Below are 12,151 nucleotides of genomic sequence, written 5' to 3'. Positions count from 1 at the left end.
CGTCCCCACGCGGAGAGGGCAGGAGCCGACGCCCGGTCTCGCTCTGCGCGATGAGTTGCCCGTCCGGCGCGTAGACCCGCGCGCGGGCGGTGGGGCTGGGTTCGGTCAGGCGCAGCACCAGCGGGCGCCCCAGTTCGGCGTTGAGCTGCCAGCCATCCAGCCCGTCCGCCCGCGCCGCGCGTGGCAGACGGACGGGGACGACGGCGCTTTGCCCCAGCGCGCCGGCATAGATCTTGGCCTGTTCCCGCAGGGCCGTGACTTCGGCTTCCAGCAGCGAGTTCTGGAACTGGTCGAGGAACAGCAGCGTGACCGCCAGAAGTGCCAGCGGCAGGATATTGAGCAGCATGATCCGCAGCATCAGCGGCGAGATCAGGCGCGTGCGGTGCGGGGCGTACAGCACGCCGCCCGCCCGTTCCGCGGGCTGCCCGGAGGCGCGGCTCATGCGGGCGCGTCGGCCCGGAAAGGCGGGCAGCATACCGCGCCTATTCTTCCTTGTAGCGATAGCCGATGCCGTAGAGCGTCTCGATCTGGTTGAAGTCTTCGTCCACCTGACGGAATTTCTTGCGCACCCGCTTGATGTGGCTGTCGATCGTGCGGTCGTCGACATAGATGTTCTCGCCATAGGCCGCGTCGATCAGCTGGTCGCGCGACTTGACCATGCCCGGGCGCAGGGCCAGCGCCTTGAGCAGCAGGAACTCGGTCACCGTCAGGGCGATGTCGCGTCCGCGCCACAGGCACTGGTGCCGGGTCTCGTCGAGCGACAGCTCGCCGCGCACGACGATGCTGCCGGTCGTGGCACCCGAGGCCTCGGCGCGGCTGGCCTCGTTCCGCCGCAGGAGGGCGCGGATGCGCTCCAGCAGAAGGCGCTGCGAGAACGGCTTGGTGATGTAGTCGTCCGCGCCGAGGCGCAGTCCCATCAGCTGGTCGACCTCCTCGTCCTTCGACGACAGGAAGATGACGGGCAGCTGCGAGCGCGTGCGCAGGCGTTGCAGAAGCTCCATGCCGTCCATGCGCGGCATCTTGACGTCGAGCACGGCGAGATCCACCGGCCGCGCCATGATGCCCTGCAGGGCGCTTTCGCCGTCGGTATAGGTGCGGACCGTGAAGCCCTCGGCTTCGAGCGTCATCTGGACGGAGGTCAGGATGTTGCGGTCGTCGTCGACGAGCGCGATCGTGTGTTTGGTCGTCTCCATGCTGGCGTGTCGTCTCCGGTGGAAGCATGCGGGCCGGGTGAGGTGCGCAGGCGCCGCCCGAACGCGTCGGAGGCGGATGGCAGATATGCGTACTTCTATAACCCAACTCGGCGCCCGGGGCCATGGGCGGCGGCACGGGCGCCGCGACGGTGTCCGGGGTGGCTGAAAATGAGGCACGCAGCATTGCACCCGCACCGGTTTGCGCTATGTCATCGACGGCGAGGGCGCGAGGACCAATTCTCGCGCGACCATCCTCTAGTCAATGTCGAAGGGCCATGAGCGAGCACAGCGAACCCCAGATCGACCCGATCCACGACGCGGTTTCTCCCGAGGGAAATCCGGCGGAAGCGGCCGAGCACACCAGCGACGACGTGATGAACGCGGCGACGTCCGAAATCGAGACGTTACGCGCCGAGGCGGCCGACATGCGCGACAAGTGGATGCGCGCCGAGGCCGAGATGCAGAACCTGCGCGCCCGCGCCAAGCGCGAGGTGGATGACGCACGCCAGTATGCCGTGCAGAAATTTGCCCGCGATGTCGTCGAGGCGGCGGAAAACCTTCAGCGCGGTCTGGCCAGCCTGCCGGCTGCGACCGAAGGTGAAGACCCGATCATCACCAAGATGCGCGAGGGCTTCGAGAGCACCGAGCGTTCCTTCAAGGGTATCCTCGAGCGCAACGGCATCACCGGCACGCATCCGGTCGGCCACGCGTTTGACGCCAACCTGCACCAGGCGATGGCCGAAGCGCACAGCGACGACCACCCGCAGGGCACCGTCACCCAGGCCTGGACCCCGGCATGGACGCTGCACGGACGGCTGCTCAAGCCGGCCATGGTGGTCGTCTCCAAGGGACCATCCGGCGAGGGCGGGGCCTGAAGGCACTTGAAACGCCGGGGCAGGCTGCCTAAATCTGTCCCGGATCATGGGCCTGTCGTGTGCGGTCGCACAGGCTGGCCCGATCATATGAAAGGGCGTGCATCGATGCTTCGGGTCGGTGCGGGCCGCTGAAAAGGAGAATTGCTTCATGAGCAAGGTTATCGGTATCGATCTCGGCACCACCAATTCCTGCGTCGCCATCCGTGAGGGCGACGAGACCCGGGTGATCGAGAACAGCGAAGGCGCGCGCACGACCCCGTCGATGGTCGCCTTCACCGAAGGCGGCGAGCGTCTGGTCGGCCAGGCCGCCAAGCGCCAGGCCGTCACGAACCCGGCCAACACGCTGTATGCCGTCAAGCGTCTGATCGGCCGTCGTTTCGACGACCCGACCGTGACCAAGGACAAGGATCTGGTTCCCTACAGCATCGTACGGGGCGAGAACGGCGACGCATGGGTCGAGGCGCGCGGCGAGAAGTATGCCCCCTCGCAGATCGCGGCCTTCGTGCTGGGCAAGATGAAGGAAACCGCCGAGACGTATCTCGGCGAGACCGTGACGCAGGCCGTCATCACCGTGCCGGCCTACTTCAACGACGCCCAGCGCCAGGCGACCAAAGACGCGGGCCGCATCGCCGGTCTCGAGGTTCTGCGCATCATCAACGAGCCGACCGCTGCCGCGCTGGCATATGGCCTTGAGCGCAAGAACAGCGGCACCGTTGCGGTCTATGACCTTGGTGGCGGCACGTTCGACGTCTCGGTTCTGGAGATCTCCGACGGCGTGATCGAGGTGAAGTCGACCAACGGCGACACGTTCCTCGGCGGCGAGGATTTCGACGCCCGCGTGATCGACTATCTGGCCGATGAGTTCAAGCGCGAGCAGGGGATCAACCTGCGCAGCGACAAGCTGGCGCTGCAGCGTCTGAAGGAAGCGGCGGAAAAGGCGAAGATCGAGCTGTCTTCCTCCAAGGAGACGGAGATAAACCTGCCGTTCATCACGGCCGACGCCTCTGGCCCGAAGCACCTGGTGCTCAAGCTGACGCGCGCGAAGCTCGAGAGCCTGGTTGAAGACCTGATCCAGCGCACCCTTGCGCCGTGTAAGGCGGCCCTGAAGGACGCATCGGTCTCGGCGGCGGAAATCGACGAAGTGATCCTGGTCGGCGGTATGACCCGCATGCCCAAGGTTATCGAGACGGTGAAGCAGTTCTTCGGCAAGGAGCCAGCGCGTAACGTGAACCCGGACGAAGTGGTCGCCATCGGCGCTGCGGTTCAGGGCGCGGTGCTCAAGGGTGACGTGAAGGACGTCCTGCTGCTCGACGTGACCCCGCTGTCGCTGGGTATCGAGACGCTGGGCGGCGTGTTCACGCGTCTGATCGACCGCAACACGACGATCCCGACGAAGAAGAGCCAGACCTTCTCGACGGCCGAGGACAACCAGGGCGCCGTGACCATCAAGGTGTTCCAGGGCGAGCGCGAGATGGCGGCGGACAACAAGCTGCTGGGCAACTTCGACCTGACCGGCATCGCACCGGCCCCGCGCGGCGTGCCGCAGATCGAGGTCACGTTCGACATCGACGCGAACGGTATTGTCTCCGTTTCGGCCAAGGACAAGGCCACGAACAAAGAACAGCAGATCAAGATCCAGGCGTCGGGTGGTCTGTCTGATGCCGACATCGACCGCATGGTCAAGGAAGCTGAGGCGAATGCCACGGCCGACAAGGCCAAGCGTGAAATGGTCGAGGCGCGCAACGGTGCCGAGAGCATGGTGCATCAGGTCGAGAAGTCGCTGGCCGAAGCTGGTGACAAGGTTCCCGCCGGTGACAAGGTCGAGGCCGAAAGCGCCATTGCGGCGGTGAAGTCGGCGCTGGAAGGCACTGATGCCGAGGCCCTGAAGTCTGCCAGCGAGCGTCTGTCGCAGGCGGCGATGAAGATCGGCGAGGCGGTCTACAAGGCCGGCCAGGCCGAGGGGCAGCCGGCGCCGGGCGGCGAGAGCGCCGGGCCGAACGGCGAAAAGGTCGTCGATGCCGATTTCGAGGATGTGGACGAGAAGAAGTCCTGATCCTTCGCGCGGTATCACACAACGACGGACGGGCGCCACGCGCGCCTGTCCTCCCGGATTTCCGGGAAGCCCGCGCTTCTTTGAAGGCGGGCTTTCCTTTTTCTGTATGGACCAGCCGCGCCCCGTCGCGGGGCGGCTTTTTCCACGAGGGCACCCATGGCCACCAAGCTTGATTTCTACGCCGTTCTCGAAGTCACGCGCGAAGCGTCGCCGGACGAACTGAAAAAAGCGTATCGCAAGCAGGCCATGAAATATCACCCGGACCGCAATCCGGGCGACGCGGCCGCGGAGGCCAAGTTCAAAGAGGTCAATGAAGCCTACGACGTCCTGCGCGACGAGCAGAAGCGTTCGGCCTACGACCGCTACGGCCATGCGGCGTTTGAGGGCGGCGGTGGTGGTCCGGGCGGCTTCGATTTCGGCGGCGGCGGCCTCGGCGACATCTTCGAGCAGATGTTCGGGGACATGATGGGTGGCGGTCGCCGTGGCGGACGCCGCGCCGGCGCCGATGTCCAGGTTCAGGTCGAGATCACGCTTGAGGAAGCGTTTGCCGGCGTCAACCGGGAGATCAAGGTCCGCACCCGCGTGGCGTGCGACTCCTGCGACGGTACGGGCTCCAGCGACAAGGCGGCGGGCGTCGAGACCTGCCCCACCTGTCACGGTGCGGGCAAGGTGCGCGCCCAGCAGGGGTTCTTTCTCGTCGAACGCGCCTGCCCGACCTGCCACGGCACCGGTCGCAGCGTGCGCGATCCGTGTAAGGCCTGTAACGGCGCGGGCACCCAGGCACGCGAACGCACGCTGGAGGTCCAGATCCCGGCCGGGGTCGAGGACGGCACCCGTATCCGCATGACGGGCGAGGGTGAAGCCGGCGGCGCCGGAGCGCCTCCGGGCGATCTGTATGTGCATGTCAGTGTCGCGGCGCACGAGATTTTCCAGCGTGACGGTGCCAACGTGTATTGCCGCGTGCCGCTGCGCATGACGCAGGCCGCCATCGGGACCGAGATCGAGGTTCCGGCGATCGACGGCGCGCGTGTGCGGGTGAAGATCCCCGCCGGCACGCAGACGGGCGAGCATTTCCGCCTGCGCGGCAAGGGTTTCTCGGTCCTGCGGTCGATGGTGCGTGGTGACATGTATGTTCAGGTGACGGTCGAGACGCCGCGACACCTGAGCAAGCGTCAGCGCGAGCTGCTCGACGAGTTCGAGACCGAGGTCGAGACGCACGCCAAGGCCAGCCCGGAGAATGCCGGCTTCTTCGCCAAGGTGCGCGAGTTCTTCGAGGGACGCTCGTAAGGGAGACCGACGGATGAGCGCTCTTCGCATCGGAATCGCGGGTGTGGGCGGCCGTGTCGGCCGTCTTCTGGTCGAGGAAGTGCGCGCGGCCGGCCATGTGCTGGCCGGTGGCACGGCCCGCGCACCTGATGCGGGTCTTCGGGACCTGCTGGGCGAGGCGCCCGTGTTGCCCGGCCTGTCGGAGCTCGCGCCGCTGTGCGACGTAGTGATCGACTTCACCCATGCGTCCGTCGTGCACGACCATGCCCTCATTCTGGCGCAGGCGGGTGTCGCCTGGGTTCTGGGGACGACCGGCCTCGACCCCGAGGCGGTCGCGGACGTCCATGCCGCATCCGGTCGTATCGCCGTCGTGCAGGCGGCCAATTTTTCGCCCGGTGTGGTGCTGGTGACGCGTCTGGCGCGCCTGCTGGGGGCGGCGTTGCCCGCTCCGGCCTATGATGCAGAAATCGTGGAAATGCATCACCGCCAGAAGGTGGATGCTCCCTCCGGCACAGCCCTGGCGATCGGCGAGGCTGTGGCCGACGGGCGTGGTGTGCGGCTGGCCGACGTGCGTGTGGATGGCCGATCCGGCCACACCGGCCCCCGTGGCGAGCAGCAGATCGGCTTCGCCGCCCTGCGCGGCGGCCAGATCGTGGGCGAGCACAGCGCGCTGTTCACCAGCGCCAGCGAGCAGATTGTCCTGACACATCGTGCTTTCGACCGGCGCGTCTATGCGACGGGTGCCGTGCGCGCGGCCGACTGGCTGCGCGGGCGGACACCGGGCCTGTATTCGATGGAGCAGGTGCTCGGCCTGGTGTAACGGGTCCTCCCCTAAAATCACATGTCAGGATCGTGAAAAAACGATTTCCGCCGGGAAATGGCTTGACCGGGGGGGCTGCTTGCGCCAAACGGTCCCGTTCAGGCGCGCGGGCGCCTATCCCTTCTTTTCTGCTGAAAGGTGGACAGGATCACCATGCGCAATTACGGCGATTTTCTCTTCACGTCGGAGTCGGTCTCCGAAGGCCATCCCGACAAGGTCGCCGACCGGATCAGCGACACGGTCCTCGACACCTATCTGGCGGCCGACCCCGAGGCCCGCGTGGCCTGCGAGACGCTGACCACCACAAACCGCGTCGTGCTCGCGGGTGAAGTGCGTGGTCCGGCGTCGATCACGTCCGAGCTGCTGATCGAGAAGACGCGCGAGGCCATCAAGGATATCGGTTATGACCAGGAAGGTTTTTCCTGGAAGCGCGCCGACATCCAGTCCTATCTGCACGCACAGTCGGTGGATATCGCGGTTGGCGTTGACAGCGCCGGGACCAAGGACGAAGGCGCGGGCGACCAGGGCATCATGTTCGGCTTCGCCACGCGCGAGACCGAGACGCTGATGCCCGCGCCGCTGTTCTACGCGCATGAGATCCTTCGCCGTATCCGCGACTACCGCAAGGCCGGCGATGCCCGCGCGGCGGGCCTGCTGCCCGATGCCAAGAGCCAGGTGACGCTGCGTTACGTCAATGGCAAGCCGGTCGGCGCGACCTCGGTCGTGATCTCCACGCAGCACGAGGCGGGCATGAGCCAGCCGCGTATCCGCGAAGAACTCGATACGATCGTGCGCGAGACGCTGCCCGAAGGCTGGATGTGCCCGTCGGACGAGCTGTACGTGAACCCGACTGGCATCTTCGTGATCGGCGGTCCCGATGGCGACGCCGGTCTGACCGGCCGCAAGATCATCGTCGACACGTATGGCGGCGCGGCACCGCATGGCGGCGGCGCGTTCTCCGGCAAGGACCCGACCAAGGTCGACCGTTCGGCGGCTTATGCCTGCCGTTATCTTGCCAAGAACGTCGTGGCGGCGGGTCTGGCCGATCGCTGCACGTTGCAGATCGCCTACGCCATCGGCGTGTCGCATCCCCTGTCGGTCTATGTCGATCTCGACGGGACCGGCAAGGATATCGACGAGGCCAAGCTGGGTTCGGTCCTGCGCGAGGTGATGAACCTGACGCCGCGCGGCATCCGCAACCACCTGCGCCTCAACCGTCCGATCTACACCCAGACCTCGGCTTATGGTCATTTCGGCCGCACGCCGAACGACGCGCTGGACGATTTCCCGTGGGAGCGCACCGACCTGGTCGACGCGCTGCGCGGGGCCTTTAACCGCTGAGACCCGTGGGGGCCGCTGGCCCCCGCACCCAACCGGGGGGGCGGCGGTCCCTCCGGTTTTCGGGGGTCTGCCTGTCCGGGGCGCAGGCCGCCGCCTACGACCCGGTTCCGCGATGATGAAACGATGACCACGGCTCCTGATCCCAAACCTCAGGCCGAACGGCTGTATGGTCGTCAACGCGGCCATCCGTTGCGCGCCCGTCAGCTGCGGCTGATGGACGAGACGCTGCCTCGCATGCGCTTCCCGCTCGATCGTGCGGCGGACCCGCGTTCCGCCTTCGGCGAGACGCCCCCCGAAGATGTGTGGCTGGAGGTCGGATTCGGCGGTGGCGAGCATTCGCTGGCCCAGCACGAGTCCCACCCCGATGTCGGGTACATCGCCTGCGAAGTGTTCGAGAACGGGCTGTCGTCGCTTCTGTCGCGCGTGGTGCCCGAGGGTGGGGAAGCCACCGCGCCCGTGCCCGACAGGCTCCGCATCTGGGACGAGGACGCGCGCGTCCTGTTGCGCGCGCTGCCCGACAACAGTCTGGGCCGGGCGTTTCTGATGTTTCCCGATCCGTGGCCCAAGGCCCGTCATGCGAAGCGGCGCTTCGTCCATCCCGGCAACATCGCGCAGATGGCGCGCGTCCTTCGTCCCGGCGCGGAGTGGCGGGTGGCGAGCGACCATCCCGTCTATCAGGCCTGGGTCACGGAGATGATGGCGGCGCAGGACGTGTTCGATGTTGCCCCGCCAGCCACCGTCCGACCCGAGGGCTGGCCGGCGACGCGCTACGAAGCCAAGGCGTTCCGCGAGGGACGGCAGCCGTTCTACTGGGTGTTCACCCGCCGGGGCTGATTCCGTCCGGATCGCCAGCGCGCGTTTGCCCGACCGTGTAAAACGGGCAAGGATCGCGCGGACAGCAGCGGGGCGGGGCTGGCATGGGAATCACGGGACTGAACCACATCACGCTGGCGGTGGCCGACGTCGAACGTTCGGTTACGTTCTATCGCGATCTGCTGGGGTGCGCGGTGCGCGCCCTGTGGGCGGATGGCGCGTATCTGGAAGCGGGCGCGCTCTGGCTGTGTTTGTCGCGGGACGACGAGGCCCGCGTTGTGGCACATCCGGACTATACCCACATCGCCTTCAGCGTGTCGGAGGCCGACTACGGGATGCTGCATGCGCGTATCGCGCAGGCCTGCACGATCTGGAAACACAATAAGAGCGAGGGCGCATCGACCTATTTCCTCGATCCCGATGGACACAGGCTGGAAATCCATGTGGGCAGTCTGGACACGCGTCTGCGCCATTATCGCGCCAACCCCGCCAAGGGCGTGCGGGTGCTCGACCCCTGAGGCGCCGAGGCTAGGTCGGGGCGACGCGGTTCAGGCGCCAGGCCGCGTCGAGGGCATCGGCCAGCGTCGGCTGTTCGTCACACCATGCCCCCTCGGCGCCCGGCGGTTGCATCAGGGCGCGCCACTGCCCCCCGGACGGTCGCTCGATGCGCAGGGTCCAGTCCGGCGGGACGCGGGCAAGAACGCGGGCCTGCTTTTGTTCGGGCGTCATCGGTTTGGCGTAGTTGTGTCCCATAGCGCCTCTCGTCGATCCGGTAGCCTGACGCGACAATGTGCCACATAGTCCCGGCGACGGCGAACATGACGGATGTTTTCTCAGCGCCCCAGCCGCGCCAGCCGTGCCGCGCACACAAGACCGATGGCGAGCAGCCCAAGCACGAAGGCGGCGACACCGGGCCAGCCGCCGGCGCTCCAGCACCAGCCACCCACTGAGCCGCAGAGGCTCGACCCCATGTAATAGCTCAGCAGATACAGCGACGTGGCGTGGCCACGATCCACCCGGGCGAACTGTCCGACCCAACCGCTGGCGACGGCGTGGGCCGTGAAAAACCCCATGGTGACAAACGTGATTCCGAGAAACACCAGCCAGAGCGGTGCGAACAGCGTCAGGCCGACACCCACGATCAGGCTGCCGATGCCCACCGGCAGTACCGCGCGCCGTCCGATCCGGTCCGCAAGGCCGCCGGCAATCGACGACGACATCACGCCGAACACATAGACGGAAAAGATGAGGCCCAGAGCCGTCTGATTGAGATTATAGGGCGGCTCGATCAGTCGGTAGCCGGCGTAGTTGAAGACCGTGACGAACGCGCCCATGACCGTAAAGCCGATCATGTAGATGAAGGGGAGCGCCGGATTGCGCAGGTGCGTACCCCATGCCGCGAAATGATGACGCGCGCCAAGGCCCACCCGACGGGTGAAATTGCGCGAGGGTGGCAGCAACGTGACGAAGGCGATCGACGCGGCCAGCCCGCAGGCGCCCATGACCGCCAGCGCCGGGCGCCACGACATGTATTCCGTCAGGATGCCCGTGCCGACCCGACCGAGCATACCGCCCAGCGCGGTGCCCGATACGTAAAGCCCCATGGCATGGCCGAGCTGTTTCGGATTGACCTCTTCGGAGAGATACGTCATCGCCACCGCCGGCACGCCGCCCAGCACGAAGCCTTCGAGCGTACGCAGGGCCAGCATGGTGCTCCAGTTCGGGGCCAGCGCCGCAGCCATGTTCAGGACAGCCGACGCGCACATGGAGGCGAACATCAACTCCCGCCGTCCGGCACGTTCCGACAGCGCCGCGGCACACAGGATCGAAATGGCCAATGCGCCGGTTGCCAGCGACAGGGACAGGGCGCTGGACGCAGGGGCCACATGAAAGGCCTGTGAAAACACCGGCAGGAGGGGCTGCACACAGTAAAGAAGCGAGAATGTCGCGAACCCCGCGAGGAACAGGGCGATGTTGGTGCGTCGGTACCGCACCTCCCCCCGCGTCATGAGGGTGCTGGCGGTGGGGTGAAGGTCGTTCGGCGACAGGGTGGTGGACATGACGCGATCATTTACCGGTGAGCGTCATATGTCCAATATACTGTAATGACGTTTGCCATAGGAAAAAGAGATACCTTATGGATCTGAGGCACTTGCGTTACTTCGTGGCGGTGGCGGAAGAGCTGAATTTTACCCGTGCGGCGGTACGGGTGGGGATCGGCCAGCCGCCGCTGAGCCAGCAGATCCGCGATCTGGAACGCGATCTGGGCGTGGCCCTGTTCGTGCGTCGCCCTCAGGGCGTCGTGCTGACCGAAGCGGGAACGGCGTTTCTGCCCGAAGCCCGGCTGGTGCTGGAAGGGGCCGAGCGTGCGCGCGAGCGTGCCCGGCTGGCCCAGCAGGGGCACACGGGGCACCTGTCGCTGGGGCTGACGTCGTCGGCGGCGTTCAACACGGCGGTCAGCCATACGGTCCGGCGGTTTCGCCAGGCCTGGCCGAACGTGACGCTGCGGTTGATGGAGCGTAATTCGGTCTATCTTCTGGAACGGATGTATGAAGGCGAACTGGACGCCGCGTTCTATCGTCCCGGCTTGTCCGACCCCGAGGGGCTGCGCCTGTTGCGGCTGCGGGACGAACCGATGCGCGTGATCCTGCCGATTTCGCACCCTCTGGCGGCGCAGCGCACCCTGCATCTGTCCGCGCTGGCCGAGGAATCGTTCGTGATGTTTCCCCGCGATACGGGTCTTAGCCTGTTTGACAACATCCTGACCGCCTGTCGCGCCGCGGGGTTCGAGCCCCGCGTGGCGCAGGAGGCGCCGCAGATTTCCTCGGTCGTCAATCTTGTGGCCGCCGAACTGGGTGTGTCGATCGTGCCGGTGTCGATCTCCAGCATTCGTGTCGACGGCGTGGTGTATCGCCGTCTCGCGGCACCGGCCCCCATGGCGACGCTGGGGCTGGCGGCACCGCTCAACGCGGCCCTGCGGGGACGATCGGTTCTGGTGGACAACCTGTTCGGGCTGCTCGACGGTCAGTGACGACCCGGCGCCCCGCCTGTGTCAGAGTCGCCCGCGCGACAGTTCATACAGGGCGACGGCGGCGGCGTTGGAGACGTTGAGGCTTTCCATCTGGTCCGACATGCGCACCCCCGCGATCTCGTCGCAGGTTTCACGCGTCAGGCGACGCAGGCCTTCGCCTTCGGCGCCGAGCACCAGCGCCACGCGCCGTTCGCCAAAGCCGGCACCGTCGAGAATGCCGCCGCCCGCGTCCAGCCCCACGACCCACAGGCCGGCGGTCTGCAACGTGGACAATGCGCGCGCGATATTGACCACCCGTACCATGGGCACGATCTCCAGGGCGCCGGACGCGGCCTTGGCCAGCGTGCCGGTCTCTTCGGGTGCGTGCCGGTCCTGCACCAGAACGAACGAGACGCCGAACGCCGCGGCCGAGCGCAGGATGGCCCCGACATTGCGCGGATCGGTCACCTGATCGAGCACCAGCACGGGGCCGGGACGATGATCGAGCCCTTCCTCGACCGTCATCGCGTCGAGCAGTTCGGTCTGGAGGGCGACACCCTGGTGGACGGCGTCGCGGCCGCAGAGCATGTCGAGTTTCTGGCGATCGGCGCGCTCGGCGCGAACAGGCAGGGCCTGACCGAATTCGGCCTGCAGGGCGCGCTCGCCCTCATCGGTGACAACAAGCTGTCGGTAGACGCGCCGGGGGTTGGCCAGGGCGGCCGCCACGGCATGCAGCCCATAGAGCCACAGACCGCCACCACCGCGCGCGGGGCGGCGGCC

The 12,151-nt window shown here is 66.8% G+C and carries 13 protein-coding genes; 8 read left to right on the top strand and 5 right to left on the bottom strand.

The window, feature by feature from the left end; all coding sequences use genetic code 11:
• A partial coding sequence (locus HUK82_RS10805; RefSeq protein WP_256127003.1) for a sensor N-terminal transmembrane domain-containing protein occupies positions 1-442 on the bottom strand: 442 nt, incomplete at its 3' end.
• A gap of 40 nt (positions 443-482) precedes the next feature.
• On the bottom strand, positions 483-1,193 hold the full coding sequence (locus HUK82_RS10800; protein WP_176613963.1) for a response regulator transcription factor: 711 nt from the start codon (positions 1,191-1,193) through the stop codon (positions 483-485).
• Positions 1,194-1,468: 275 nt separating this feature from the next.
• Here HUK82_RS10800 and HUK82_RS10795 point away from each other — a divergent pair, with 275 nt between their 5' ends.
• The 7 genes from HUK82_RS10795 to HUK82_RS10765 all read left to right on the top strand — a co-directional run bounded on the left by HUK82_RS10795 (position 1,469) and on the right by HUK82_RS10765 (position 8,879).
• Positions 1,469-2,068, top strand: a complete 600-nt coding sequence (locus HUK82_RS10795; RefSeq protein WP_176613962.1) for a nucleotide exchange factor GrpE — start codon at positions 1,469-1,471, stop codon at positions 2,066-2,068.
• Between the two features lie 148 nt (positions 2,069-2,216).
• The gene (dnaK, locus tag HUK82_RS10790) at positions 2,217-4,121 is read left to right on the top strand and encodes a molecular chaperone DnaK (RefSeq protein ID WP_176613961.1); all 1,905 of its coding nucleotides are present in this window, start codon (positions 2,217-2,219) and stop codon (positions 4,119-4,121) included.
• 156 nt (positions 4,122-4,277) lie between these two features.
• Positions 4,278-5,408, top strand: coding sequence for a molecular chaperone DnaJ (dnaJ, locus tag HUK82_RS10785; protein WP_176613960.1), 1,131 nt, complete (start codon positions 4,278-4,280; stop codon positions 5,406-5,408).
• A 13-nt stretch (positions 5,409-5,421) separates the two neighbouring features.
• On the top strand, positions 5,422-6,207 hold the full coding sequence (gene dapB, locus HUK82_RS10780; RefSeq protein ID WP_176613959.1) for a 4-hydroxy-tetrahydrodipicolinate reductase: 786 nt from the start codon (positions 5,422-5,424) through the stop codon (positions 6,205-6,207).
• A gap of 153 nt (positions 6,208-6,360) precedes the next feature.
• Positions 6,361-7,548 carry a methionine adenosyltransferase gene (gene metK, locus HUK82_RS10775; RefSeq protein WP_176613958.1) on the top strand — a complete coding sequence of 396 codons (1,188 nt, stop codon included), beginning with the start codon at positions 6,361-6,363 and terminating at the stop codon, positions 7,546-7,548.
• Between the two features lie 123 nt (positions 7,549-7,671).
• Positions 7,672-8,382: a tRNA (guanine(46)-N(7))-methyltransferase TrmB gene (gene trmB / locus HUK82_RS10770; protein ID WP_176613957.1), complete on the top strand. Its 711-nt coding sequence runs from the start codon at positions 7,672-7,674 to the stop codon at positions 8,380-8,382.
• 83 nt (positions 8,383-8,465) lie between these two features.
• Positions 8,466-8,879 (top strand): VOC family protein, encoded by a 414-nt coding sequence (locus tag HUK82_RS10765; protein ID WP_176613956.1) that lies wholly within the window; start codon positions 8,466-8,468, stop codon positions 8,877-8,879.
• Between the two features lie 10 nt (positions 8,880-8,889).
• On the opposite strand, the gene HUK82_RS10760 is transcribed toward HUK82_RS10765, so the two are convergent.
• Together HUK82_RS10760 and HUK82_RS10755 are read right to left on the bottom strand one after the other, a co-directional pair.
• Positions 8,890-9,114, bottom strand: a complete 225-nt coding sequence (locus tag HUK82_RS10760) for a hypothetical protein (RefSeq protein WP_176613955.1) — start codon at positions 9,112-9,114, stop codon at positions 8,890-8,892.
• An 80-nt stretch (positions 9,115-9,194) separates the two neighbouring features.
• Positions 9,195-10,421, bottom strand: coding sequence for an MFS transporter (locus HUK82_RS10755; protein ID WP_176613954.1), 1,227 nt, complete (start codon positions 10,419-10,421; stop codon positions 9,195-9,197).
• A 77-nt stretch (positions 10,422-10,498) separates the two neighbouring features.
• Here HUK82_RS10755 and HUK82_RS10750 point away from each other — a divergent pair, with 77 nt between their 5' ends.
• The gene (locus HUK82_RS10750) at positions 10,499-11,392 is read left to right on the top strand and encodes a LysR family transcriptional regulator (RefSeq protein ID WP_176613953.1); all 894 of its coding nucleotides are present in this window, start codon (positions 10,499-10,501) and stop codon (positions 11,390-11,392) included.
• A gap of 21 nt (positions 11,393-11,413) precedes the next feature.
• On the opposite strand, the gene rlmB is transcribed toward HUK82_RS10750, so the two are convergent.
• Positions 11,414-12,151 (bottom strand): 23S rRNA (guanosine(2251)-2'-O)-methyltransferase RlmB (gene rlmB / locus HUK82_RS10745; RefSeq protein WP_256127002.1); only part of this gene is annotated, 738 nt, incomplete at its 5' end.

This window comes from Ameyamaea chiangmaiensis, from assembly GCF_013376175.1.
Classification (GTDB): Bacteria; Pseudomonadota; Alphaproteobacteria; order Acetobacterales; family Acetobacteraceae; genus Ameyamaea; species Ameyamaea chiangmaiensis.
The sequence above is the reverse complement of the archived record's forward strand: the minus strand, read 5'-3'. Positions and strand labels throughout refer to the sequence as shown.

Coding starts and splice junctions, on each gene's coding strand:
- HUK82_RS10800 (WP_176613963.1), bottom strand. CDS start 1,193: ATGGAGACGACCAAACACACGATCGCGCTCGTCGACGACGACCGCAAC.
- HUK82_RS10795 (WP_176613962.1), top strand. CDS start 1,469: ATGAGCGAGCACAGCGAACCCCAGATCGACCCGATCCACGACGCGGTT.
- dnaK (WP_176613961.1), top strand. CDS start 2,217: ATGAGCAAGGTTATCGGTATCGATCTCGGCACCACCAATTCCTGCGTC.
- dnaJ (WP_176613960.1), top strand. CDS start 4,278: ATGGCCACCAAGCTTGATTTCTACGCCGTTCTCGAAGTCACGCGCGAA.
- dapB (WP_176613959.1), top strand. CDS start 5,422: ATGAGCGCTCTTCGCATCGGAATCGCGGGTGTGGGCGGCCGTGTCGGC.
- metK (WP_176613958.1), top strand. CDS start 6,361: ATGCGCAATTACGGCGATTTTCTCTTCACGTCGGAGTCGGTCTCCGAA.
- trmB (WP_176613957.1), top strand. CDS start 7,672: ATGACCACGGCTCCTGATCCCAAACCTCAGGCCGAACGGCTGTATGGT.
- HUK82_RS10765 (WP_176613956.1), top strand. CDS start 8,466: ATGGGAATCACGGGACTGAACCACATCACGCTGGCGGTGGCCGACGTC.
- HUK82_RS10760 (WP_176613955.1), bottom strand. CDS start 9,114: ATGGGACACAACTACGCCAAACCGATGACGCCCGAACAAAAGCAGGCC.
- HUK82_RS10755 (WP_176613954.1), bottom strand. CDS start 10,421: ATGTCCACCACCCTGTCGCCGAACGACCTTCACCCCACCGCCAGCACC.
- HUK82_RS10750 (WP_176613953.1), top strand. CDS start 10,499: ATGGATCTGAGGCACTTGCGTTACTTCGTGGCGGTGGCGGAAGAGCTG.